This is a genomic window from Glutamicibacter uratoxydans (genome assembly GCF_050753455.1).
In the GTDB taxonomy this organism is placed as follows: Bacteria; Actinomycetota; Actinomycetes; order Actinomycetales; family Micrococcaceae; genus Glutamicibacter; species Glutamicibacter uratoxydans_A.
On the sequence record NZ_CP192736.1, the window covers coordinates 1,030,807 to 1,056,101 of the forward strand.

The window sequence follows — 25,295 nt, forward strand, 5'->3', positions numbered from 1 at the left end:
GATAGGGAGACTTTTTGCTCTAATATCCGTCCTATTCCCGTGGCCCTCGGCTGACAGAATTTTCAGGACAATACGCGGTGCTCATAGTGGTGCTTGAGCGCGACGAGACCTTCATCGATGCTGACTTCCGGCTTCCAGTCTAAGACTTCTTGGGTTTCGCGTTGATCGAACCAATGCGCGGTTGAAAGCTGTTCAGCCAAGAACCGCGTCATGGGTGGTTCATCGTGCACCAGGTTCCGAGAACCGGCGGCCAACCACAGCTTTTCGATGACACTGCCGGCCGCTCGGGCTAAGGAACCAGGTACGTTCAGCTTCGGCGCGGGAGCTCCGCCAGCCCGGCAGATCCCGGCAATAAGTTCACCGACCGGCCGCGGTTCCCCGTTGGTGACCACTAGAGCGCGTCCGTGTGCGTGATCCATACGTTCTAAGCCGCGAACGATGGAGGCAGCAGCATTGTCAATGTAAATCGTATCGATCAGCGCAGCCCCGTGATCGAGTAAGGGCAGACGTCCGGCTTTGGCTCGCTGAACCACCCGCTCCACTAGTTGCGTGTCGCCTGGGCCCCACACCACATGGGGACGAATGGCAGTGACCCGAAAATCGGCAGAGTCCATGGCCAAGGCATTGAGTTCTGCAGCAGCCTTGGAACGGGCATAATTTCCTCGGGCACGCGAAGGGTCAGCAACTCCGGCTCCGGCTCCGCTGAGAGAATCTCCAAAGTGAGCCACTGAAGGTGAAGAGACAAAGACGAAGTCTTTGGTTCCCGTGGATTGCGCGGCATCAAGCAGGATCGAGGTGCCCACGATATTGGTGGCAACGAAGTCGCTCCATTTACCGGTGAACGAGACCTTTGCTGCCAGATGGATGACCGCATCCATCGACTCCACAGCTCTGGCTACAGCTTGACGATCCAGCAGCGACCCGAGGATTTCATCTGTGGCACCCTGAAATGGTCGGCGCTGGAGGGTTCGCACATAGTGGCCCTTATCGCGCAGTAATTGAGCCACGGCGCCTCCCAGCAGGCCGCTTGCTCCGGTGACCAGAATCCGTCGTGACGGTGTCGACTGATTAGCGCTCACGGGTTACGGATCCTTCCACCATTCAACGTCTTGCTGGCCCACTGCGCCAAGGCGGCGCGATCAATTTTGGAATTATGCCGGATATCCGTTGGTAGATCCGGCACCAGCAGGACAGCGGCAACCTCCACACCCACCTCGGCTACCACCGAACGTACTCGTTGCGTGAGTTCAAGGGGAGCGGGGCTTGCCTTTTTCACCGCTGGAGTCGCTTCGGCCACGATCACTGCAGCCTGGGTGCCTTCAGGACCTACACCCACCAGCGCCGCCCGAGAAATTCCAGCCACGGTTTGAGCAGCATGCTCTGCGGCAACCGGAGTCACCGGACCGGAGGATGTATGCACCAGATGGGCTAGACGACCCTCCACCCATAACCGACCTTCGGAGTCGAAATGCCCCACGTCTCCGGTACGATGCCAACCCGGAATGGAGGTGCTGAGTTCTTCGGTTATCCAAAGCCGGTCATATCGGTCCTTGACGTGCGGGGCACGGACCAAGATTTCACCGGTGGTGTTGATCGTGTTTTGTGGCTCTGCTGCCGGTTGACCAGCATCGTCCAACGCAGCAATGGCAACCTTCGCGCCATAGACTGCCGTGCCCACGCACACGCCGTTACCTTGACCCGCGTCGCTGATCTGCGCCAAATTGATGTCGGTGACCGGTAGCGCTTCGGTCATCCCGTAGGGGGTATGGATCTGCGCATGGGGGACCAGCAGTTGAACTTCGTTTAACAGCCGCTCAGGAATCGGCGCTCCGGCGGAGAGCATGAGCGAAACCTTGTTCAATGCGGCTTGTTGTGCCCCGGAGAGTTCCCCCCGAGTGGCCAAAACATTGGTCAGCGCGGCTGGAGAGGCAAAAACTGCCGTGGCATCGACAGCTGCAGCAGCATCCGCCAGTGCGCTCGCCGTCAAGGTGCGCGGTGCAGTGACATCCATGTCGGGAGTTACTGACGTGGCACCCAAGGCCGGCCCGAGGAGCGCGAATGGGGCAAAGCCCGCGACAAGGGCCGAACCGGTTTTCAGATCGTAGGTTTGTTGTAAAGTATCGCGCATGGCGGCCAACTGACGGTGGGTGTACACCACACCCTTCGCCGGACCGGTGGAACCCGAGGTAAACAGCACAGCGGCATCGGCATCCGGATCCGCGGCAGTGAATGTCTCGGCCGTCGGGGCGAGCCTCTTCCCGGAGTCCAGGAGCTCGGAGACCGTATGGCGAACCCCGAGTGCCGTGCGTTGCGCCTTGGGCAGATCGTTGAGCGCGATTCGCGTTCCAGGCCATCCGAACATTTTGGCTCCGACCAAAGCACGGTCGATTCCAATCAGGAAATCCGGTCCGGCTCCACGAATAGCACGGCCCATTCCCTTGGTCCCTAGACCTGCATCGGCAACGACGATCACCGCACCTAAGCGAAGGCATGCGTAGATCAGGCAGGTCAGGTCCACACCAGGGGGCACCAGAAGATTGACTCGGGAATTCGAACGCACACCGACCTGCTGCAGACCGGCGGCCAGTGCATTGATCCGCTCACTCAGCTCGGCCCAGGACAAGGAACGTGGGGGATTGACATCGACCACCGCAAGGCTCTGATCCGTGGTGCGTGAATCAACCTCGGCGAGCATGGGCCGGTACTGTGCGCCGTTGGCGCGTGCTGCGCTTTGCGGGGTGGGCTCATCCGCCGAAGCCTGATCCAGCCAAGTGAAAATGGGTGTGGCTACATCGCGGTCTTCTGGGAGCAGATGGCTGGCACCTTCAAAGCGGTGCACTTGAGCTTGCGGTAGCCGTTCGATGAGGTCTCGCAGGTAACGGTCGGAGAATACTGGGTCTTTAGGGCCCCAGAGTAAGAGTGCCGGAACGTTCAGCGAACGGATGCCGCGCGAGATCTGATCCAGCGTTGGACGACTGGGGTGATCGCTGGCGAAGGGGATATCTGCGACGAAATTTCCTACGCCTGCGCGCTTGACCGCCGTGGTGTAGGGAGCCATGAAGGCTTGACGGACCTCCGGGTCAAGAGCCGGCTGCGCTAAGGAGTGTGTCACACGCAAGAACGCGGCGGTGGTCTTGGTACCCCAGCCATGAACTGCCGGGTTGCTGGCAAGTTTTAGGGCCGCCGGCAATTCGAAACCAGCAGGATGAACGGCGGTGTTGGTCAATACCACGTTGGCTAACTGGTCCTGGTGGGCTAGCGCCCAACCCAGTGAGATGATCCCACCCCAGTCGTGTCCCACAGTGGTGACCGGCCCGGTGAGATCCAAGGCCTTGGTCAGGTCAGAGAGGTCATTGACGCGATCGGCGAGTCGGCGGAATTGACCGGTGCGAGCCGAGAGTCCCATATCTAGTTGATCCACGGCAATTATTCGCCACGGCAAGTTCTGTTCGGCCACATGGTTGAATAGGCTGCGCCACAGATAGGACCAGGTGGGATTCCCGTGCACACAAAGGAGTGTGCCTTGCGGGGTAAATCCGCGTTCGGTGAGTTCTTGCTGATTATCCAGTAAGTGCCACAGATGAACGCTTCCGGGGGTATCTACCGTGGAGGTTGAGGGGGCTTGTACGTAGTGCGAGTAGCGCTCGTCTAGGCCGGGGAACATCTCACTCACCAGGCGATCTCCATCATGGTGGTGTTTAGTCCGGAACCAACCCCCATGCACAGGACTCGGTCTCCAGGTTTGAGGGTCTTTGATTCTTGCCAAAGCGTCATTGGTAGCGAAGCCGGACCCACATTGCCCCATTTAGAAAAGGTCACCGGCACCCGGTCGCGCACCAAGCCCACGGCTTTGACGATGGCGTTGGTGTAGGACTTGGACACCTGGTGGGTGACGTAGCGGTCCATGCCGTTCCAGTTCCACCCATCGCTGTGTGCTTCGTTCCAGGCATCGACTACCAGTTCCAGCCCGTTATCCAGCAGTCCCTTGGTGTCGGTGTACATGCCATCGGGGCCACCCACACAGAGCTCGTGGTGCTTGGTGCCAGCACGTGAGACGCCCCCGAGGATTCGGTGACTGCCCGGGTGGGCATCGGCCGGGCCGATGACGGCGGCCGCAGCCCCGGATCCGAGCGTGAGCGTGGCGAACTCACGCATATAGTCTTCACGCGTCGAGTTCGGGTCGTTGAGCCGGCGAAAAGTAGTTTCTTGGGTAGGCTGGGCATCTTCCCCGGCAACGATCAGCGCGTAGTTGATTTGCCCGGAGTCGATCATATTTGCGGCCAAAGTAATGCCGTTGACGAAGCCAAGGCAGGCGTTGGCCACATCAAAGTTCATGGCTGATGATGGCAAACCCAAGCCGTTGTGCACTTTGGAAGCTACCGAGGGCTCCAAGTTGCGGCGGGTCACGGAAGTGTTGATCAGTAATCCAATTTGCCCAGGCTCAACTCCGGCCTGCGCGAGGGCTTTCTTTCCAGCCAGAATGGCAGCGTCATCGAAACTCATGCCCTCGGACCACCAGCGGCGTTCCTTCACGCCGGAGACACGTTCAAGTAGCTTCTTGGACAACTTCAGTCGTTTCAAACTGGGCGCGAGCCGCTCGTCGAACTCCGCGGAGCTCATGATCTCTGGGGCAAGCACGCTGTCAACAGACAAAAGCCCCACGTTGTTATGCTTGAAGGTCGCGTTACCGTTCAAAATGATGCCTTTAGTTCGATGTCGCCGTCACGGGGTAGGGAAACGACGAAGAATGATCGTTCGAGCAGTAAATGCATTCCAACGACAGAATCTTCTATCCTCTACCGTATTGCCTGCGCCTGTGAGTTCGCTAACCGAACTTTCGTATTCCGCTAATAGCGCGAGATCTTCGAACGCTCCCGCGAACGCGTGCAGCGCGCCAGCGCTACTCAACACCACACCTCTAGGATTCTTGGTCGTGGCTGTTCAGCGGGAGGTAGGAGGGGCCCGAATCCTGCGGTAATTAACGTTCCAGACGCGGTTGCGGGGTGATGCTCGGCACAATTTCAGGCATTCCCATGCTTGCGGAGGAACCGACGCCGCAGAAAACTGCGGTGCACAGTATTAAACGGTAGGCTTGTCATTGGGTTTACGTATCTCGCGCGAACCCCATAGAAGAACAATTCCCTTGACCACGTGACCGTTGGTCCTGTACCGCCAGCATCGCGGTCCTCGGTAGTGGCTTTCGCAGGGTAACTCCGTCTGGAGTCCACGCGCGAGTCTCGATCGAAGACCAGATCTGGGTGGGACCACAACGGTTCGTCGTGATCGCTCAGGGATGGATCGAAAGGAGAACCCCCTTACATGGAGGGTCCAGAAATTCAATTTGCCGAAGCAGTGATCGACAACGGTCGCTTCGGCCAGCGCACCATCCGCTTTGAAACCGGCCGTCTAGCCAAGCAGGCCGCAGGTTCGGCCATGGTGTACATCGACGAAGAGACCGCACTGCTCTCGGCCACCACTGCCGGCAAGAACCCACGCGAAGGCTTTGACTTCTTCCCGCTGACCGTGGACGTCGAAGAGCGCATGTATGCTGCCGGCCGCATCCCCGGGAGCTTCTTCCGTCGCGAAGGTCGCCCATCGACCGAAGCCATCCTGGCTTGCCGTCTGATGGACCGCCCGCTGCGCCCAGCCTTCGTCAAGGGCCTGCGCAACGAGGTTCAGGTTGTTGTCACCGTCATGTCCATCCACCCGGATGAGCTTTACGACGTGGTGGCTATCAATGCCTCTTCGATGTCCACCCAGCTTTCCGGCCTGCCGTTCTCCGGCCCGATCGGTGGCGTACGTGTGGCATTGGTCGATGACGGAAACGGTGCCCAGTGGGTCGCTTTCCCACGTCACTCCGAGCTGAAGAACGCCGTGTTCAACATGGTGGTTGCCGGTCGTGTCGCTGGCGATGACGTTGCCATCATGATGGTGGAAGCTGAAGCCACCGACAACGCCTGGGAACTGATCAAGGAACGCGGCGTAACCGCGCCAACCGAAGAGGTTGTGGCCCAGGGTCTGGAAGCCGCTAAGCCTTTCATCAAGGTATTGTGCGATGCGCAGTCCGATTTAGCTTCGCGTGCCGCCAAGGAAACCGTGGACTTCCCGGTCTTCCGCGACTTCGAAGATGACGTTTACGCCGCTGTCGAGGGTGCCGCAACCGCACGCTTGACCGAGATCTACCAGATCGCCGACAAGCAGACTCGCGACAACACTGCCAGCGAGTACAAGGACGAGATCCTGGCACAGTTGGCCGGCGAGGACAAGGAATTTGCTGGTCGTGACTCCGAGGTCTCCAAGGCTTTCGGTGCAGTGACCAAGCACGTGGTTCGCCAGCGCATTTTGACCGATCAGGTCCGCATCGACGGACGTGGCTTGGCTGACATCCGTCAGTTGTCGGCCGAGGTCGAGGTACTGCCACGCGTTCACGGTTCGGCTATCTTCGAGCGTGGCGAAACCCAGATCATGGGTGTGACCACTCTGAACATGCTGAAGATGGAGCAGCAGATCGACTCGCTGAGCCCGGTCACCTCCAAGCGCTATATGCACAACTACAACTTCCCGCCATACTCGACCGGTGAAACTGGCCGTGTGGGCTCGCCGAAGCGCCGCGAAATCGGTCACGGTGCCCTTGCTGAACGTGCTTTGGTTCCAGTACTGCCTTCGCGTGAAGAGTTCCCATACGCGATCCGTCAGGTCTCCGAGGCTTTGGGCTCCAACGGTTCGACCTCCATGGGCTCGGTCTGCGCCTCGACCCTGTCGCTGCTGAACGCCGGTGTGCCGCTGAAGGCCGCCGTCGCCGGTATCGCCATGGGCTTGGTTTCGGACACCGTGGACGGCGAAACTCGTTACGCTGCGCTGACCGACATCCTGGGCGCCGAAGACGCAATGGGTGACATGGACTTCAAGGTGGCCGGTACTTCCGAGTTCATCACCGCGATCCAGTTGGACACCAAGCTTGACGGTCTGCCTGCTTCGGTGCTCGGCGCAGCCCTGACCCAGGCTCGTGAAGCTCGCCTGCACATCCTGAACGTGATCAACCAGGCCATCGATACCCCGGATGAGCTGAGCGTCAATGCTCCACGCATCATCTCGGTGAAGATCCCGGTTGACAAGATCGGTGAGGTCATCGGCCCTAAGGGCAAGATGATCAACCAGATTCAGGAAGACACCGGCGCAGACATCTCGATCGAAGATGACGGCACCGTACTGATCGGCGCCACTGACGGCACCGCCGCGGAAGCCGCCCGTTCGGCCATTAACGCAATCGCCAACCCACAGGTTCCTGAGGTCGGCGAGCGCTACCTGGGTACCGTCGTGAAGCTGACCACCTTCGGTGCGTTCGTTTCGCTGACCCCGGGCAAGGACGGTCTGCTGCACATCTCCGAGCTGCGTAAGATCAACGACGGCAAGCGCGTGGATGATGTGGAAGATGTTGTCTCGGTGGGTCAGAAGATTCAGGTTGAGATCACCAAGATTGATGACCGTGGCAAGCTGTCGCTGGCCCCGGTTGTTGAGGAAGAAGCAGTAGCCGCAGCCGAGTAATCGGTGTAGCTACGGCGACTAAAGCCATAAAGCCCCGTTCCACCATGTGGTGGGACGGGGCTTTTCTCGTCCCCAGAGTCTAAGAGCTCGGTGGCGTCGGCTCCCGGGCAGGTAACGACATCGAACTAAATTGCCCTCTGTGCCCAAGCGGTATTTTTGGCAAACGTACTTTCACGCCAGCCAGCGTGCTGCAGCGGCAGCACCATCTGCTAGGGCAGAGCCCAACAATCGGGGAATGCACCTCCCAGCAACACAGCGTTTTCATCCTTGCACAGGACTCTCATCGGGGCTGGGGTGTGCGTTAAACTCCAACACAATGCGCTAATGCGGGGATTGCTCAGTACAGTGGGGGCAAGATCCAAGGTATGAGGAATGGGGAAATGAACATGCAGCAAGAACTACCCGCGTCAACAGTCTCCAGCGTGGTCGCCAACATCGTCGCGGAGCATGTGGATGAAATCTTTGCGGTGATGGGTAACGGGAACGCGTATTTCCTTGATGCCCTCGCGGGACGTGAAGACGTGCGGATCACGACGCTGCGTCATGAGACGGCAACTGTTGCCTCCGCAGATTCCTACTACCGGATCAGCCGGAAGGTCGCCGCGGCCAGCACCACCTTTGGTCCCGGCTACACCAATGCCATCACCTCGATTGCCGAAGCGGTTTGTTCGCGCACCCCTATGGTGATGATCGTGGGCGGACCACCTACCAGCGGATTACGTCCGTGGGATGTTGAGCAAGGGGTTCTTGCCGAGGCGGTCGGTGCGATTAGCTTGACCATTGAGGCGGAACGGGTCACTGAAATCACCGAACTGGCCTTCGCCCGAGCCCGGGCTGAACGTTTGCCGGTGATTCTCTCGATCCCTTTCGACCTGGCTAAGACCAGCGTGCAAGTTTCAAAAACCAGGCAACCGCTACCGCCCGCGGCGGTCGTACCCGAGGCGAGTGCCGCCGAGCTAACAAAACTGGTCAGCATGATTTCGCAGGCGCGGCGTCCGCTACTTTTGGCAGGCCGCGGGGCAGCACTGGCTGCTGAGCCTTTGGGGCAGGTGGCCGATCAGATCGGTGCGCTCACCGCCAGTTCGGCACCCGCCCGTGGAACCTTCGCCGGCCGTGAATGGGATCTTGGTGTTTGTGGCGGTTTCGCGTCCGAAGCCAGCTCTGCACTGATCGCTCAGGCTGACCTGGTCCTCGCGGTCGGGGTGGCACTGAACCAGTTCACCACCGCCTTTGGCTCGCAGTTCGCAGAGACCGCGACGCTTGTGCAGGTCGATATCCACCAGAGAGCTACTACCCCTAGAGTTGATCAGTTCATCCAAGCTGACGCGGCACATTTTAGCACCCAGCTCTTAGAACGACTCGTGGAGGTTGCTCCACCGACCCAACGCTGGGAGGGCGCGGCAGAACATGCGCGCAGTTCGCAGCTGAACTTCGAACGTCCCATCGGCGAAGGCCTAGCCGCGGACGGCCGTCTCGATCCACGATCGGCGATGCATGCTTTGAACAGAATCTTGCCGGCCGAGCGTCAGGTGGTATCCGACGGCGGGCACTTTATCGGCTGGTCCAGTTACTACTTCGAGCTCCCGCAACCCGATGCGCTGACCATGGTCGGCACCCAATTCCAATCAATCGGGCTGGGACTACCCTCGGCTGCCGGGGCGGCCCGCGCGCGGCCGGAGGCGACCACTATTGTGGTTTCCGGCGACGGCGGGGGACTGATGGGAATCAGTGACCTTGATTCACTGGTGCGGGTGGCCAAGAGTGCGGCCGTGATCATCTTTAACGATGCCTGTTATGGGGCTGAGATCCACCAATACGGATCTCAGGGACTTGATGAACAGGTGATGGAAATCGAGCCAGTGAACTTTGCTCAGATGGCCCAAGGAATGCGCGCGACCGGGGTGGAGGTGCACAGCATGGAAGACCTTGCGCAGGTGCAACGATGGGTCGAGGATGGAGCCCACGGCACGATTCTGATCGATCTGCACATCTCACGCAGCATTATCGCCCCGTATATTGTGGAGATTATCGAGAAAACTCTCAAGAAGTAGCAATCCGTCGCGACCGTGCTCGGTGCTGAAAACTTCGCCGGTTTAGTTCAGTTGGGCATCCCAAAAGGCCCGCAATTGTGCGCTTTTGCGGGCCACCACGGCGAACCAGTCATCGATTGTGGTGTTGCTGTCGGCAAAGTCCGAGGGAACCTTGAAGATCTGTAACGGCACATCAAAGCGTTCACAGATACTCGTGTAGGCATAGCCTTCCATGTCCACGAGCGTTGCGCCCAGGGAAGCAATGCGAATCCGTTGCTGATCATCGCTGACAAAGACGTCACCGGTGGCCATGGTTAATTGCTGATTGGGCAACAGGATTTCGCCACGCGGACGCAGCACCTCGGTGGGCAGCGGGAAGTCATGCTGCAACACCTCGGTGATTTGGTAGACCGTATCCATATTGGGACGCTGTTCGCCGTCTGCCACCACGCCGGCAGTACCAAGCACCACCACGCGATCGTACTGACCGCTGGCCAACTCACTGGCCAGCGACACCGCGGCGTTAATTTTGCCGATACCGGTCACCACGTGGGGAACATCGGCGAAAGCGGTGGCCTCGCCCTGATGAGCGAATACGTGCAGGGGTTTTGAACCGGACATACATTTCCCTTGGACCTAAAATGGGTGCAACCGTCCTATCCTATCCGCGCGGTGCCGTCCTTCGGGAACTGCGTGCCCGATACCACGTCGCATTGCTGGCGGTGAGTCGCCACACCCCGGCCAGAGGTCCCAGTGGGCGCACCGAGGATCTTCCAAAGCACCTGATGAAAATCTGTCAACCACCGTTTTATGTGGGACTTTATGCCCACGGAATGGAATAACATGAAGGTGTGTGAGGTACCTTACCCACGGGTTGTACGAAGGGAACGCAGGTGCTGCTGACTATCGAATTAGCTGCCACGACGGGGCCGAATGCGGATACGCGGGCGCTGTCCCATTTGCTGCGAAAACATCCGGATAAGGTTCAAGATTTCGAGCTTCCGGTGGGAAACGCTCACGTGTTTTATCCCGAACTGAGCGAGGAACGCACCACTGCGGCGCTGCTCGTGGAAATCGACCCGGTCGCTTTAGTTCGCAGTAAACGTTTTCGGGGTGATCACGGACTACTGAACTATTACGTCAATGACCGACCCTACACCGCTAGTAGTTTGCTCTCCGTGGCGATCGGGCGAGTCTTCCGCAGTGCCATGAGCCCAGTGAGTGAAAGCCATCCCGAACTGGCTGGCATGAAACTTCCCCTGACACTGCGGATTCCGGTGGTTGCTACCCGAGGCGTCGCCGGAACGGAGCTGAGCCGAAGACTTTTTGAACCCTTGGGCTGGGAAGTGAGCGAGCAGCCCCTTGCGCTTGATCCCAACTACCCGCAGTGGGGTAACTCCCCGTATAGTCAGCTCACGCTTTGCGGGCAAGTGCGGCTGGATCAGGCACTGCGCCAGCTTTACATCCTGTTGCCCGTCTTAGATAACTCCAAACACTATTGGGTGAGTGAAGATGAGGTGGACAAACTAACCCGTCATGGTGCGGGATGGCTGGAAGCCCATCCGGAGCGAGATCTCATTACCCAGCGATACCTCATCCATCAGAAGTCCCTGGTGGAATTGAGCGAAAAGGCTTTGGATGCGTTATTGCCCGAAGTCGAAGAGAAGCCGATATCGAAGGGAGCCGAAGAACGTACCTCCGAGCCGCCGTTACGGGTCCAACGCGCAACTGAAGTGCTGCGCGCTCTTAGCGACTACGGTGTACAACGCGTCGCCGACGTGGGTTGTGGGCCCGGTGCACTCTTGCGCCGGCTCTTCGAAGATCGGTCTTTCACCCAGATTATCGGCACCGATGTATCGGTGCGAGCCTTGGAACAAGCAGCCAGGGCACTTAACCTCGATGAACTCTCCGACACCGAACGCCAACGAATCCAGTTACTGCATGGGTCGGTGATGTACCGCGACGAACGCTTGCAGGGGGTGGAGGGGATCGTCCTGATGGAGGTCATTGAGCATATTGACCAATCCAGACTCGGGGCGTTGGAAGATTCCATCTTTGGCGCAGTGGCACCGCGGGTGGTCGTAGTAACCACACCGAATTCCGAATTCAACGTGCACTACCCGACCCTTGCTGCCGGGAGCATGCGCCACACTGACCACCGCTTTGAATGGACCCGCGAGGAACTACGGGCCTGGGCGCAACCTGTGGCCGAGCGTTATGGATACCAGCTTGAATATCGCGGAGTTGGCGGCGAATCTGCCAAGCATGGATTCGCCACGCAGATGGTCATTTTTTCTAAGGAGCGCTCATGAGCCAGCTACAGCTTCCCGAAAGCGGATTAGTACTCCTGGTCGGGGTTTCCGGTTCCGGAAAATCCAGTTTCGCGGCCAAACACTTCCAGAAGTTTGAGGTGCTCTCCAGCGATTTCTTCCGGGGCCTGGTTAGTAACGATGAAACTAACCAGAGCGTGACCGCAGCTGCTTTTGAGGCACTACATTTTGTGGCGGCCAAACGCTTGGAGGCCGGGCTACTGACCGTGGTTGATGCGACCAACGTGCAACGTGCGGCCCGGCAATCACTGATCCAACTGGCCAAGGAACACGATGTGCTGGTTTCAGCCATTGTGTTGGATCTGCCGGTGGAAACCTGTTTGGCTCGAAACGCCGATCGAGGGGCCAAACGGGTCCCCGCCTCAGCGATTGTTCGGCAACATCAACAACTGCGCAAATCCATGCGCTCACTGCGCAAGGAAGGCTTCGCCCGAGTTCACATACTCCACGGCGAGGAAGAAATCAGCGCGGCGAATATCCACCGGCATAAGCTGCTCAACGACTATCGGGAGCACCACGGCCCCTTCGACGTCATTGGCGATGTCCATGGATGTTTGACCGAGCTCGTGCAACTGCTGCAGCTTCTGGACTACACCCTGACCCATGATGACTCCGGAAAACCTGTAGATGCCCATCATCCGGAAGGACGCAGGGTGATCTTCGTCGGAGACCTCATAGATCGTGGACCGGATTCTGCCGGGGTACTGCGCCTTGCCATGGGAATGGTCAACTCCGGGAACGCGCTCGCCGTGCCCGGTAACCACGAACACAAACTTGTGCGAGCCCTCCGCGGACAGAAAGTTACGCTGAAACACGGTTTAGAACAAACCCTGCAGGAACTTGAGGCGGCAGGGCCCGAATTCACCGCCCAAGTCAAGAAATTCTGCGATTCCTTGGTTTCGCATTTGGTGCTTGACGATGGGAAACTCGTTATCGCGCACGCCGGATTGATCGAAAAATATCATGGCCGGGCCTCGGGCAGAGTTCGAGCGTTTGCACTGTACGGTCAAGTTACCGGCGAGACCGATGAGTACGGTTTGCCAGTACGTTATCCGTGGGCCAAAGACTACCGGGGTGAGGCCGCGGTCTTGTACGGGCATACGCCAGTGACCGAAGTTGCGTGGATTAACAACACAGCGTGTCTGGATACCGGCTGTGTCTTCGGCGGACAGCTCAGTGCCATGCGTTATCCGGAACGTGAAGTCGTTGCCGTTGACGCCTTGCAAGAATGGAGTCCGTCGATCCGGCCTCTGGAATCACCGCACGGTCCGCAGCGTGAACCCGGAGTGCTGCAATTAACGGATGTGACCGGCCGACAGCATTTGAAGACCTCCTCCTTCGGGACGGTGCGAATCGATGAACAGCAGGCCGCTGGGGCGTTGGAAACAATGAGCCGTTATGCCACCGACCCGCGATGGCTACGCTATCTGCCTCCCACCATGTCTCCTGCCGAATCTTCGGCGCGTGCAGACTATTTGGAACATCCTGACGAAGCCTTCGCCTATTATCAGAAGCATGGCGTATCCGAGCTGATCTGCGAAGAGAAGCACATGGGTTCGCGTGCGGTGCTTCTTCTGAGCCGAAACCCCGAACGCTTTAGCGCTCCCGAGGGATGGCTGGGCAGTCTGCAGACCCGCACCGGGCGGGATTTCTTGGAGGCGGAGCAAGAACATCAGCTGCTTCAACGGGCCCATCAGATCTGTGATGCCATCGGACTCTGGGACACTCTCGAATCGGATTGGGTGATCTTTGACGGCGAGCTGCTGCCATGGTCGCTCAAAGCCGAAGCACTGATCAAGGACACCTATGCGACAGTGGCCACCTCAGGGAGCGCTGCCAGCCAGAGCACTATCAACATTCTGGAGCAGGCTCAAGAGCGTGGTTTGGAGGTTGCCCAGTTACTGCAGCGCGCACGAGACCGGTCGCGGAATGTGAAGAATTTCCAAGCAGCCTACCGGCGTTACATTGCACCAGCGGATCAGCTGCGTTTTGCGACCTTCCAAATTCTTGCAGCGGAAGGGCAGAGTTTTGAAGAACGGGATCACGGGTGGCACTTGGCGATCGCAGACAAACTGGCCGAAGCTGGTCCGGATTTGTTCACCGGCACTCGGTCGGTGCGGGTGAACCTGAACGAGGCGAACAGCGTGGCACAGGCGATTGCCTGGTGGGAGGAATTGACCGAATCCGGTGGTGAAGGAACGGTTGTTAAACCTTGGAATAACCTCACCCGCGGTCCCAAGGGGTGGATCCAGCCCGGCATCAAAGTCCGTGGCCGTGAATACTTGCGGCTGATCTATGGGCCTGACTATTTAGAGCCTGCCAACCTCCCACGTTTGCGTCAACGTTCCACCGACCGAAAACGTGCTCGAGCCATCCAGGAGTACATTCTGGGGATCGAAGCGCTGCGACTCACAGCTGTCGGCGAACCTTTGTGGAAGGTTCACCAGCTGGTGTTCGGAATCTTGGCGTTGGAATCTGAACCGATTGATCCGCGGCTGTAAAACTCACGCAGTTCACGGTGCTGAGCACCGTTGCCTAGGTTAGGGACACGTTCGGGCAAGGCAGAGCAAGAATATGGAGGAACGAATCAGGTGACCGTAGAAGGCCTGAGGGAGGTATGTCCATTGCGTTCGTTAACATGAACGCTGTCGAGGACTACGCATTTTTCAGCCGGGAGTTTGAAGAGCGAGTCACGGTTGGCTCCATACCGATGTCCTGCATGAGTGAGACAGTGGTCGCTACCGGCAATGCCCCACCGTGTGCGCGAACAGAAAGTCCGAAGAGGGGGAGGATAACCTGATGATGTTCAGGGCCAGTAGTTTCCGCGGCGCTGGCACGCACACTGGTTTGCATCGTCACGAGGCGACTGCCTTTACAATGCAGGGACGAAGTATTTTATATGCACTAGATGACGGCGGTCACAGATCTGGCGTTGCTAGGGTCTATGCGAGCCCTTCCTCCCTTATGAGCAAGTAATTCCAAAGGTCTACCCTGCCCTACGGTTCGGTGCGACGCAGAGTGCCGCATCCGGTGAAAATACAAGTTTCCGGTCTTGAGATTCGAGCTATCCCGCGCGAAGCAGCCGGCTTCCTAGTGTCAGTGAGAGCTTCCTCCTACACTCAGCTCTAACACAGTGCGCTATGCGAGAATAAGAGCAAGCTTTAATGCGGTGCGAGGGCACCATATAGGTCAATTTCTCCCAGCTCTAAAGGACGTTTTCTGTGGTCATGATTCCGTTGCCGTTGCATTCACTGTCGACCAGTGAGTTCTCTTCGGTTGATCCGGCGGATCCAAGTTTGGTGCACCGTGGCGAAGGTGGCTCAGAGGTACGGCGCAGTATTTTGCCAGGTGGCGTTCGGGTACTGACCGAAGCTATGCCCGGACAACGCTCAACCACCGTGGGGTTCTGGGTTCCGGTCGGCTCACGTGACGAAACCGAAGGACATCACGGTTCCACACACTTCCTTGAGCACCTGCTTTTCAAGGGAACCAAAAAGCGCAATGCGTTAGAAATTGCTCAGGCATTTGATGAAGTGGGCGGGGAAGCAAATGCCGCCACCGCCAAGGAGTCGACCTGTTACTACGCCCGGGTGTTGGACGTTGATTTGCCCTTGGCCATGGATGTTATTGCCGATATGGTCACCTCTGCCGTCATCGATCCACAGGAATTGGAGCAAGAACGCGGGGTGATCATCGAAGAGATCGCCATGGACGCCGATGATGCCACGGACGTGGTGCACGAGAAATTCGTTGAAGCGGTACTCGGTGATCACCCGCTGGGCCGCCCCATTGGTGGCACCCCGGCAGAGATCATGAGCACCACCCGCGAAGCCGTGATGGAACACTACCGCCAGCACTACCGGCCGGAAGAGTTGATCATTACTGCCGCCGGGTCACTTCAGCATGATGAGGTGTGCCGAATGGTACTGGAGGCACTGACCGAAGCCGGCTGGCAGCTAGACCCCTTGGCAACCCCCACCCCGCGTCGCAGTGGCGAACCAGCAGAAATCACCAGCAAACCTGGTCTGCAAGTCATCAACCGTCCGGTAGAGCAAGCCAATATCATTGTTGGTTGCGCCGGTATTACCGGGCATGACAAGCGTCGCCACACCCTGGCAGTACTGAATTCGGTCCTCGGTGGCGGAATGAGCTCCCGGCTTTTCCAAGAGATCCGCGAAAAACGCGGTTTGGTGTATTCCACCTACTCCTTCTCGGCCGCCTACTCGGATGCCGGCTATTTTGGCATGTACGCCGGATGCACCCCCGCCAAGAGCGGGGAAGTTATCAAGCTGCTGATCGCCGAACTGGAAAAATTGGCGGATGAAGGCATCAGCGAAGAGGAATTGCGCAAGGCCAAGGGACAGCTTTCGGGTGGAACCGTGCTCGCCCTGGAGGACCCAGGTAGCCGCATGTCACGTCTGGGGCGCGCCGAAATGATCACCGGAGAGTTCCAGGACCTTGATGAATCCTTGGCCCGGGTAGCCGCTGTGCAATGTGTCGATGTTCAGGACCTGGCTAAGGAATTGGTTGGCCGGCCACGTGTGATCACAGTGGTCGGACCCTTCGAATCCGAAGCTGAACTCGGACTCTAAGTTACAGTTCTCCGGCGCCGCCGTGTTAGTTACTATCCGGCGTCGGAGAATAAACGCCCGAGTACTGTTCGATCGTCGAGTGTAGATCTGCGGGGAAAAGCCGTTCTAGATCTTCGGAATACTGTGCGCCATCTTCGGGGACCTGAACGGTATCGCCTTCGGCACGGAATGGCGCACTGTGAGCCTGTTCGAACTGGTCGTTATCGATACTTGGCAGATTGCTGCACTCGGCCCAACCGTAGGTGATCTCACCTTCTTGCCGGAAAACCTCGACATTGCACACTGCGTCCTCGATCCAACTCGCTTGCGCAACGATCTGCGCGAGTCGGTCCCGTTCCTGATCGCTGATAGCCTGCGGTTCAGCGCCATCGCCACAGCCGGTTAAGCACGCCGCCAAGCCGAGCAAAAGCATACTTACCGTTAGCCCCGGATTCTTGCTTTTCACGGGATTTCCATTCGTAGATCCAATTCTTCCCACAGCTTTTCATCCAACGTGTGGAGTTGGCAAACAACCGGCCCGAATCGACGGAAGATGACGTTTTCCGCGCTGCACACGGAGCTTTGACCCTAGTATATTTCCGATCGAAAACCTGCGCTTCTCGGGCTCGTAGTCAACGACTGGTGCGTCATCACCGGGGCAGCTCACTTAACCCAAGTCCGGCAGGGGCGTACGAAAAGGATATTCTAGAAACCATGAGTGCACAGATAAAGGTCGCCGTGATTGGCGCGAAGGGCCGGATGGGGGCCGAAGCGGTTAAAGCCGTGGAAGCCGCCGAAGATATGGAACTGGTTGCCGCGTTAGGCCGCGGGGATGAACTGTCCAGCATTATCGAGGCCGGTGCCACGCACGTTGTAGACCTTTCTGTCCCCAGTTCTACCGAGAGCAACGTTCGATTCGCCGTGGAGAACGGGCTGCATGCCGTGGTGGGTACCACCGGCTGGGATGATACTAAGCGTGCCGCGCTCAGTGAACTATTGGGGACCCGACCGGATGTTGGTGTGCTGATCGCACCAAACTTTGCGCTGGGATCGGTGTTGGCCAGTGCCTTCGCCGCCACCGCAGCCAAATATTTTGAATCGGTGGAAATCATTGAACTGCATCACCCAAATAAGGTCGATGCACCTAGCGGCACCGCGGTACGCACCGCCGAACTGATTGCTGCGGCGCGCACCAAGGCTGGTCTCGGACCGAGCCCGGATGCCACCGAGACTCAGCTGGACGGGGCGCGCGGCGCGGTGGTTGATTCGGTCAACGTGCATTCGGTGCGCCTTCGTGGATTGGTCGCTCACCAAGAAGTCTTGCTGGGCTCCGCAGGCGAACAATTGACACTTCGTCACGATTCCTACGATCGGGCCTCTTTCATGCCGGGCGTCCTGTTGGGACTGCGTACCGTGGCTGACCGTGCGGGACTGACCTATGGCTTAGACGGTTATTTGGAGCTCGGCGCATGAAAACCAAACTCTGGGTTGCCGGCATTCTGGCCCTCTTTGTGCTTTACCTGATCATGACCTTCAATCAGGCCTACCGCTTTATTACCAGTGGTGAGCTGATCGCTCAGGTGATGGGTGTGGCCGTATTGGTCATCCCGACTCTGGGTGTGTGGATCCTCATCCGCGAGATTATCTTTGGACTGCGCACCCAGAAAATGGGCAAGCAGTTGGCTGAGGCCGGTGAGCTTCCCGAGGATCTGCCCAGGATGCCTTCGGGACGTTTTGTTCGGGAAGCTGCTGACGCGGACTTCCCTAATCATCAGGCCGACGTGGAAGCTCACCCCGAGTCGTGGAAGTCTTGGTACCGCTTGGCACTGGCCTACGATGCCTGTGGGGATCGGCGCCGCGCCCGAACTTCGATGCGCACCTCCATCAACTACTGGGTGCAAGAACAAAAAACTAAATAACTTACGCAGTCACCGATCCAGACTCGTACCTGCCATTTGGGGGTACGGGTCTGAGTCATTTCTGGGCTAGTTATTCTCCGTGCAAAAGCAGTGAACTCTCCACAGGTTGCGTATGCTCAGCAGCTTCCACATCGGGAACGCCACGCCCACGGTGAAAGCAGCCGATTAGGCTTCCTCATTTACTCCGCAGAGCTCAATGATCAGGGTTTTGGTCAGTCGCGACCCGGCATGACCAACCCCTGACCGATTTCCTCAATCACTATTGTGCAGGCTGGTGAGTTTGGCGGAGCGCGCTGAACTCACCGGCAGAGGTTTGTGGTTTCAGCGTTCATGCGCTGAGCATCGGCGACGCGCCCCCGAGCGTGATGGTGCGCAGCCAGCGTATGCCACGGAACGTTAGCTGACGGGGATCAGCGTGGTGTAGTTGCTGCTCCTGAAAGGTACTTCACTCCCGCTTCCAAAGGTGCCGACCGACCGGTGCGTTTCAAGACCACGGCGGTCAATGCCACCAGAACGCATAGCACCCACCAAATCGTCCATTCGGAGGCGAAGCTTTGCAGAATCGGAAGCAGGATCAGATGCCCGGTGTACAGGGTCAAGGGGGCACGTCCAGCTGCAGCCACTAGCCCGCCGAGATACCCTAACCGGTCGGTGACCAGTAGGCACAGACCCAAAAGCGCTACCGCGCAACCGGCCGTATGAAGGGTATTGATCAACGAGGTGGAATGCGGGGCCGGCAACCACAAATAGAAAGTGCTGGAGAGCAGTGAGTCGATGTTGCCGCCTGGGGCGCGGCCAGCCTGCATGGCCACACTGGCTGCTTCGGTGCTCCAGCCGGTAGCCCGAGCGATTTGCGTCAGCAACGGTCCGGTCAGCGCCCACCCGATCAGCTGTGTGGCTACCGCCAATAAGGCGCCACCAGCTAATAACCATCCGGCGGTGGTGGCCCGGTGCAGCGGCAAACGGCTCAGCGATAATCCCAACAGGCCATAACCACACCACACCAATAATGGGTAGTAGCCGCTAATACTCAGATCCATGAATAACAGGATTGGGTCCTGCAGGTCCAAGAAGGAGGGATTATGTCCCAATGTCTGATCCTGCCAACGGTCGGCCAGTGGACGCCAGCATACTGGGGTCGCGACTAACCAGAGCCCAGCTAACGGGGCAAGCGCCTTCGTTGGGAGTAATACTGCGACACTGAGCAGGGCAAATAACACCCCGTAATGCACCAGAATATTGGCGATACCCTCATTAAAAGGCCCAATGAGCATGCCAAGCACGGCAATGACTAATGCTCTGCGAAGAATCACCAGTATCCGCTGTGCGGTGCCCATGCCCCGGCGTTGCAAACCGCCAGCGAACAGCCCCAAGGACACCCCGGCTAACACCATAAACAGTACCGAAGCGCGGCCGGAGGCTACGAGCCCGGTGGTTGTCGCCTGTAGCTCACCGGAAGCATCGGTGAGATACAGCGGGAAGATGTGTGCCGCAAACATCCCCAGAATTGCCAACGTTCGTGCGGCATCGAGACCGGCTAGCCGGTTAGTTGTGCTCATTCGCATAGCCATAATGGCATCACAGAACCGCAAGAAGATGCTAACGGCGGTCCTTGACGTGTAGATTTGAATTATGGCTTCGAATGCATCAAAAAATACTGCGTACCCATTTGGCACCGTGCTGACCGCCATGGTCACGCCCTTCACCGTGGACGATGAAGTTGACTACGATGCAGCGGCAAAACTTGCCACGAAGTTGGTGGACGAGGGCTGCGATGGCCTCGTGGTCACCGGTACTACCGGTGAAACTTCCACACTGACCGATGAAGAGAACATTGGGATGTTCCGTACCGTGGTGCAAGCCGTAGGCGATCGTGCTGCGGTGATTGCAGGCTCCACTACGAACGATACCCGTCACTCCATCGCGCTGAGCCTGGCGGCCAAGGAAGCTGGGGTCGACGGTATCTTGGTGACCGCACCCTACTACAACAAGCCAAGTCAGGCCGGAGTAATCGCCCACACCAAGGCTATCGCCGAGGCGGTAGACCTGCCGATCATGATGTACGACATTCCGGGCCGCTCCGGAATCGAAATTACCGCCGAAACCTTGATCGCCTTGGCCCAGATCCCACAGGTGATTGCCCTGAAGGATGCCAAGGCCGACTACCAGTCCACCACCACCGTGCTGGCCAACACCGACTTGCACGTGTACTCGGGTGATGACGGGCTGACCTTGCCACTGATGGCCGCCGGTGCGGTCGGCGTGGTGTCGGTGTCCGCGCATGTGGCCACCGCCCAGTACCGCAAGCTGGTTGACGCCATGCTCGCCGGGGATCTGGAAACCGCGCGTGCCACACACTTTGAGCTGGATCCCATCCAGCGTGCCGTGATGAGCCACATTCAAGGTGCCGTCGCAGCGAAAAACATACTTCATTGGCAGGGTGTCCTGCCGAACAACATCGTCCGTTTGCCGCTCTTTGCGCCATCGGACGCCGAACTTGAGACCATCCGCGCTGATCTTCGTGAGGCGGGCTGGGATCTATAACCAGAAAGGGCGTTATCGTTCATGACCGAAGCATCCGTAGGCAAGGCTGATACTGCACGATTGCAGCTGCCCGCCAAACTCAAGCCGGGAACCTTGCGTGTTGTCCCGCTCGGTGGTCTGGGCGAGGTAGGCCGAAATATGGCGGTCTTCGAAATCGATTCGAAGCTGCTGATTGTGGACTGTGGTGTGCTCTTCCCCGAGGAGCACCAGCCTGGCGTGGATCTGATCCTGCCGGACTTCTCCTATATCAAGGATCGCCTTGATGATGTGGTGGGCTTGGTGCTCACCCACGGTCACGAAGACCATATCGGTGCGGTTCCGTACCTGCTGCGGTTGCGTGAGGATATCCCGATCTACGGTTCGAAGCTGACCTTGGCTTTTGTTGAGGCGAAGCTGGCTGAACACCGGTTGAAGGCCAACTCCACCATTGTGGTGGAAGGTGAAGTCAGCCAAATCGGCCCGTTCGAGTGCGAATACGTGGCAGTGAACCACTCGATTCCGGACGCACTAGCGGTCTTCATCCGTACCGCGGCCGGTACCGTGCTGCACACCGGCGACTTCAAAATGGACCAGCTGCCACTGGATGGGCGCATCACCGATCTGCGTCACTTCGCGCGACTGGGTGAGGAAGGTGTGGACTTGTTCCTGCCAGACTCCACCAACGCCGAGGTGCCAGGCTTCACCGTGGCTGAGAAGGATATTGGCCCGGTCCTTGAAGCACAGTTCGCCAAGGCTCGCCGCCGGATTATCGTCGCTTCCTTCTCCTCCCACGTACACCGTGTCCAGCAGGTCTTAGATGCCGCGGCCCTGCACGGGCGGAAGGTGGCGTTCATTGGCCGTTCGATGGTTCGTAATATGGGAATCGCCGAACGTCTGGGATACCTGCATGTTCCACAAGACGTGCTGGTGGATCTGAAACAGGTCGAACAGCTGCCCGAGAACAAGATTGTACTGATGTCTACCGGTTCGCAAGGCGAGCCGATGGCTGCGCTGTCCCGGATGGCTAACGGCAGCCACAAGGTTGAGGTGGGTGCCGGGGATACCGTCATCCTGGCTTCTAGCCTGATCCCGGGCAATGAGAACGCGGTCTTCCGGGTGATCAATGGGTTGATGCGCCTGGGCGCCGAGGTCATCCACAAGGGGATGGCCAAGGTTCACGTGTCGGGGCATGCTTCGGCCGGTGAATTGCTGTACTGCTACAACATTTTGCGTCCCAAGAACGTCTTGCCGGTGCACGGCGAAACCCGCCACCTGATTGCCAACGGCCGACTGGCCGCGCAGTCTGGTGTTCCGGAAGAAAACGTGATCCTCGCCGAGGACGGTTCGGTGATCGATTTGAAGGACGGCATCGCCCAGCTGGTAGGCCAAGTGGATTGCGGCTACGTGTATGTGGACGGTTCAAAGGTCGGCACCATCACCGATGACGATCTGAAAGATCGTGTGGTCCTTGGCGAAGAGGGCTTCATCTCGGTGATCACCGTGATCAACCGCCAAAATGGCACAGTCATTACCGGTCCGGAGATCAACGCCCGCGGTGTGGCTGAAGACGATTCGGTCTTTGACGAGATTAAACCCAAGATCGAAGCTGCGATCCTGGAAGCGGTGGCGAATAATCCAACGCATACCACTCACCAGTTGCAGCAGATTGTCCGCCGGGTGATCGGTTCATGGGTGTCGCGCAAACTGCGTCGTCGCCCCATGATCGTCCCGGTGGTTCTCGAAGCCTAGGAACGCTGGCTCATCACTTAGTACAGCATCAAGCCCCGTGCGAGCGCACGGGGCTTTGTGCTGCTCCGGCCGAAATTCCGTCGCATCAACCTTGAGCGTCACTTAGCCCGGATCCGGTAGCGGTATCAGCTCGCAACTTTTTGTCGAAGTCGCGAATTAATCACCTAGGATCTAGAGTATGAAGCCGCTGCAAGCTCAGGACTACGCGAATTCCCTCATCGGTCCATTGATCGTTGCCGGGCTGTGTAGCGGAACCGTGTTAGGAATGGCCAGCGCAATGCTGTTTTTCCTCCCCGAGCTGCTCTGGTTTCCCGAAGAGGATGTGCTTGGGTCTTTGGCCAGTTTCCTGGAGATGACCTTGTTGATCCTCGGGGTCAGTGGATTATTGGGGTTCCTTGCCTCGCTCGCGCCGGTGGCGGGGGCTTTGCTGGCTTTAAAGCTCGCGTTCAACCGTGCGTCCTTTCCATCGCGGGCTCGGCAATTACTTGCTACTGGCCTCGGCGGACTTGCTGGAGGATTAGTCTCTGCTTTCGGCTTGCAGATGTTCTTATTCGCCGGTGACGTACGCATGCCTAACCTGGTGTTCGCCGGTGCCGTGGTGTTGGTCAGCGGGATTGGTGGGTTAGTGATTCTTCATTGCATTCTGCGACGTCGGGAACGGAAAACCGGCTCGCAGCCGCCCGCGTATACCTGAACATGGTTCATTACCGACTCTTCCACTGAGGCTAGATCCGTTGACTTAATAGGCGTAGGATCAAAACCGCTAGATTAGGTGTACCCGGTAGCGGGGGAGCAGCGCCTGCTTAAGACACGCTCGGCGGTGATACGGTCATGTCCCACATCCCGCAACCGGATCCTGCCCAGCACCGGCCAACAGCACCAGATTCCGGGTTTACGTGCGAACTGACAGATATTAGTGTCAGTTTTGGTGAGCTGGATGTGCTTTCCGAGGTCAACCTTCGTCTCAATGCGTCGGAGAAGCTGGTAATCGTGGGTGACAATGGTTCGGGGAAATCGACGTTACTCAAGGTTCTGGCCGGCCTCAGTGCACCCAACCACGGTCAACGAACCCTCCACACGCCGGCCGGGATGGCCTATGCCGCGCAAAACCCGGTTTTCGCGGCGCAAGAAACCGTGCAACAGGTGATCGATTCCTACCACCACCGATTCCGCCGGCTTGAAGAGCTCCTCGAAACAATCGGGCAGCGCCTGCAGGACGCAACCGGTGAGAATGTCGAGCGCTTGCTCGCCCAGCTGCAACAGGTCACGGACCTATACGAAGCCGCCGAGGGGTACAGCTTAGAACAACGTGTGGCCAATGCCTTGGAACAGCTAGGGCTAGGTGGCCTAGACCGACAACGGGAGATCAACACGCTTTCGGGTGGGCAACGTGCCAGACTTTCACTAGCCTGCGTATTGTGCTCCGGAGCTGAGCTGCTGTTACTGGATGAGCCGACCAATGACTTGGATGAAAACGCGCTGCTTTGGCTGGAGCATACCTTGCAGACTTACCAGGGGGCACTGGTGGTCGTGAGTCACGACCGAGTATTTCTTGCTAGCTTTGCAACCACGATCGTTGAGATTTCAGGCGGGAAACTGCGCAGATATCCGGGGGACTACCGTTCCTATTTGAACGCGAAGGCCAAGGAGCGCGCCGATGCGGTGCGAGCTTATGAATTGTGGGAGCAAGAAATGCACCGGGTGGGCACCTTGGTGAAGAAAAACGCGGACCGGGTTGCGGCGATTCCACGCAAACTTGAGAAAGCTGGCTTTGGGCACGGCTCCTTTCGGGCGCGCAGCCGAACCCATGGCTCGACCTCGAAGATAAGGCAGGCCAAATCGCGCATCGCAGAGCTCACCGCCGACCCGGTTACGCGTCCCGCCGCCAAACTGGAGTTTGCGATCCCGCAGGAGAAGTCTGTCCCGCTTCCGGGCACGGCACTTCTGAACATCAGCGACATTCGCCGCGAACAGCCGCCACGTTTGAAACTCGACGAACTTCAGATCTCCCGCGCCGAACGCTGGTTAATTAGCGGTCCGAACGGTGCCGGTAAGAGTACCTTGCTCCGGCTCTTGGCGGGGGAGCTGGCTGTACCGGAAGGCAAAATATGGCGGCTGCCTGGGCTGCGGGTCGGTTGGCTGCGACAGGACGTGGCTCATCCACCCGCGGGTACTACGCTATTGGAAGCTTTTGCCCGCGCTACGCAGAGCCATCTTGAGCAGGCCCTTGAAGTATTGATTGAGCTGGGACTGTTTGTACCCCAAGACCTCACCCGGCATCCGGCAAGCCTTTCGGTAGGGCAACGGCGGCGCCTCGAATTGTCGATCGCGTTGAGCATGGAAGCCGACCTGTTACTACTGGATGAACCGACCAATCATTTGGCCCCGGCACTCATCGAACAGCTCGAAGACGCTCTGGGGAGCTATCCGGGGACGGTGATTACCGTGACACATGACCGGCGCTGGCGGGAACAATTATTGGCTCAAGGACAGGTACATCGGTTGCAGGTCGTTGAAGGAACCGTGAAAGCACAAGACTGAGCGAATTTCTGCATGCTGCGCAAGCTACCTGAATAGAAACCGAAAGGTTCACCCGCAGACTGTGCACCAGATCATGACTAGGGCAGA

General features: G+C 58.3%; 19 protein-coding genes. 12 read left to right on the forward strand and 7 right to left on the reverse strand.

All coding sequences use genetic code 11. The annotated features are described in order from the left end of the window. Positions 1–62: 62 nt before the first annotated feature. From ACQQZ8_RS04785 to ACQQZ8_RS04795, 3 genes are read right to left on the reverse strand one after another with little or no spacing between them, the layout of a single operon-like run. Positions 63–1,079, reverse strand: coding sequence for an NAD-dependent epimerase/dehydratase family protein (locus ACQQZ8_RS04785; RefSeq protein WP_431711547.1), 1,017 nt, complete (start codon positions 1,077–1,079; stop codon positions 63–65). Beyond that, positions 1,076–3,664: an alpha/beta fold hydrolase gene (locus ACQQZ8_RS04790; protein ID WP_431712139.1), complete on the reverse strand. Its 2,589-nt coding sequence runs from the start codon at positions 3,662–3,664 to the stop codon at positions 1,076–1,078. The genes ACQQZ8_RS04785 and ACQQZ8_RS04790 overlap by 4 nt, the downstream gene beginning before the upstream one ends. Positions 3,665–3,669: 5 nt before the next feature. Continuing rightward, positions 3,670–4,695, reverse strand: coding sequence for a 3-oxoacyl-ACP synthase III (locus ACQQZ8_RS04795; RefSeq protein ID WP_431711548.1), 1,026 nt, complete (start codon positions 4,693–4,695; stop codon positions 3,670–3,672). A gap of 624 nt (positions 4,696–5,319) precedes the next feature. Here ACQQZ8_RS04795 and ACQQZ8_RS04800 point away from each other — a divergent pair. Together ACQQZ8_RS04800 and ACQQZ8_RS04805 are read left to right on the forward strand one after the other, a co-directional pair. Further along, on the forward strand, positions 5,320–7,545 hold the full coding sequence (locus ACQQZ8_RS04800) for a polyribonucleotide nucleotidyltransferase (RefSeq protein WP_431711549.1): 2,226 nt from the start codon (positions 5,320–5,322) through the stop codon (positions 7,543–7,545). A gap of 380 nt (positions 7,546–7,925) precedes the next feature. Next, on the forward strand, positions 7,926–9,596 hold the full coding sequence (locus ACQQZ8_RS04805; protein ID WP_431711550.1) for a thiamine pyrophosphate-binding protein: 1,671 nt from the start codon (positions 7,926–7,928) through the stop codon (positions 9,594–9,596). A gap of 42 nt (positions 9,597–9,638) precedes the next feature. Here the strand turns inward: ACQQZ8_RS04805 and ACQQZ8_RS04810 are convergent, their stop codons facing one another. Beyond that, entirely contained in the window at positions 9,639–10,196 is a 558-nt protein-coding gene (locus tag ACQQZ8_RS04810) for a purine-nucleoside phosphorylase (protein WP_431711551.1), read from the reverse strand. Positions 10,197–10,216: 20 nt separating this feature from the next. Between ACQQZ8_RS04810 and ACQQZ8_RS04815 the strand changes: the two genes are divergently transcribed. Genes ACQQZ8_RS04815 through ACQQZ8_RS04825 form a run of 3 tightly spaced genes read left to right on the forward strand, consistent with a single transcriptional unit; the run spans position 10,217 to position 14,406 of the window. Then, positions 10,217–10,417 (forward strand): hypothetical protein, encoded by a 201-nt coding sequence (locus ACQQZ8_RS04815; protein WP_431711552.1) that lies wholly within the window; start codon positions 10,217–10,219, stop codon positions 10,415–10,417. Positions 10,418–10,468: 51 nt separating this feature from the next. Continuing rightward, a complete protein-coding gene (locus ACQQZ8_RS04820; protein ID WP_431711553.1) occupies positions 10,469–11,887 on the forward strand; it encodes a 3' terminal RNA ribose 2'-O-methyltransferase Hen1 in 1,419 nt (472 codons plus the stop codon). Continuing rightward, positions 11,884–14,406 carry a polynucleotide kinase-phosphatase gene (locus ACQQZ8_RS04825; protein WP_431711554.1) on the forward strand — a complete coding sequence of 841 codons (2,523 nt, stop codon included), beginning with the start codon at positions 11,884–11,886 and terminating at the stop codon, positions 14,404–14,406. Before ACQQZ8_RS04820 ends, ACQQZ8_RS04825 begins: the two co-directional genes overlap by 4 nt. A gap of 154 nt (positions 14,407–14,560) precedes the next feature. On the opposite strand, the gene ACQQZ8_RS04830 is transcribed toward ACQQZ8_RS04825, so the two are convergent. Further along, positions 14,561–14,758, reverse strand: a complete 198-nt coding sequence (locus ACQQZ8_RS04830; RefSeq protein WP_431712140.1) for a hypothetical protein — start codon at positions 14,756–14,758, stop codon at positions 14,561–14,563. Positions 14,759–15,126: 368 nt separating this feature from the next. Between ACQQZ8_RS04830 and ACQQZ8_RS04835 the strand changes: the two genes are divergently transcribed. Next, the gene (locus tag ACQQZ8_RS04835; RefSeq protein WP_431711555.1) at positions 15,127–16,497 is read left to right on the forward strand and encodes a M16 family metallopeptidase; all 1,371 of its coding nucleotides are present in this window, start codon (positions 15,127–15,129) and stop codon (positions 16,495–16,497) included. A gap of 25 nt (positions 16,498–16,522) precedes the next feature. Here ACQQZ8_RS04835 and ACQQZ8_RS04840 read toward each other — a convergent pair whose 3' ends face one another. Beyond that, on the reverse strand, positions 16,523–16,942 hold the full coding sequence (locus tag ACQQZ8_RS04840; protein ID WP_431711556.1) for a hypothetical protein: 420 nt from the start codon (positions 16,940–16,942) through the stop codon (positions 16,523–16,525). A gap of 248 nt (positions 16,943–17,190) precedes the next feature. Between ACQQZ8_RS04840 and dapB the strand changes: the two genes are divergently transcribed. Further along, positions 17,191–17,949 (forward strand): 4-hydroxy-tetrahydrodipicolinate reductase, encoded by a 759-nt coding sequence (dapB, locus tag ACQQZ8_RS04845; RefSeq protein WP_431711557.1) that lies wholly within the window; start codon positions 17,191–17,193, stop codon positions 17,947–17,949. Then, entirely contained in the window at positions 17,946–18,395 is a 450-nt protein-coding gene (locus tag ACQQZ8_RS04850; RefSeq protein ID WP_431711558.1) for a hypothetical protein, read from the forward strand. Before dapB ends, ACQQZ8_RS04850 begins: the two co-directional genes overlap by 4 nt. Positions 18,396–18,805: 410 nt before the next feature. Here ACQQZ8_RS04850 and ACQQZ8_RS04855 read toward each other — a convergent pair whose 3' ends face one another. Then, positions 18,806–19,954, reverse strand: coding sequence for a heparan-alpha-glucosaminide N-acetyltransferase domain-containing protein (locus ACQQZ8_RS04855; protein WP_431711559.1), 1,149 nt, complete (start codon positions 19,952–19,954; stop codon positions 18,806–18,808). A gap of 73 nt (positions 19,955–20,027) precedes the next feature. Between ACQQZ8_RS04855 and dapA the strand changes: the two genes are divergently transcribed. The 4 genes from dapA (at position 20,028) to abc-f (ending at position 25,208) form a co-directional block, all read left to right on the forward strand. After that, on the forward strand, positions 20,028–20,939 hold the full coding sequence (gene dapA, locus ACQQZ8_RS04860; protein WP_431711560.1) for a 4-hydroxy-tetrahydrodipicolinate synthase: 912 nt from the start codon (positions 20,028–20,030) through the stop codon (positions 20,937–20,939). 21 nt (positions 20,940–20,960) lie between these two features. Beyond that, positions 20,961–22,667, forward strand: coding sequence for a ribonuclease J (locus ACQQZ8_RS04865; protein ID WP_431711561.1), 1,707 nt, complete (start codon positions 20,961–20,963; stop codon positions 22,665–22,667). A gap of 178 nt (positions 22,668–22,845) precedes the next feature. Then, positions 22,846–23,361 (forward strand): hypothetical protein, encoded by a 516-nt coding sequence (locus ACQQZ8_RS04870; RefSeq protein ID WP_431711562.1) that lies wholly within the window; start codon positions 22,846–22,848, stop codon positions 23,359–23,361. Between the two features lie 137 nt (positions 23,362–23,498). Next, positions 23,499–25,208 (forward strand): ribosomal protection-like ABC-F family protein, encoded by a 1,710-nt coding sequence (gene abc-f, locus ACQQZ8_RS04875; RefSeq protein ID WP_431711563.1) that lies wholly within the window; start codon positions 23,499–23,501, stop codon positions 25,206–25,208. Positions 25,209–25,295 lie beyond the last annotated feature (87 nt).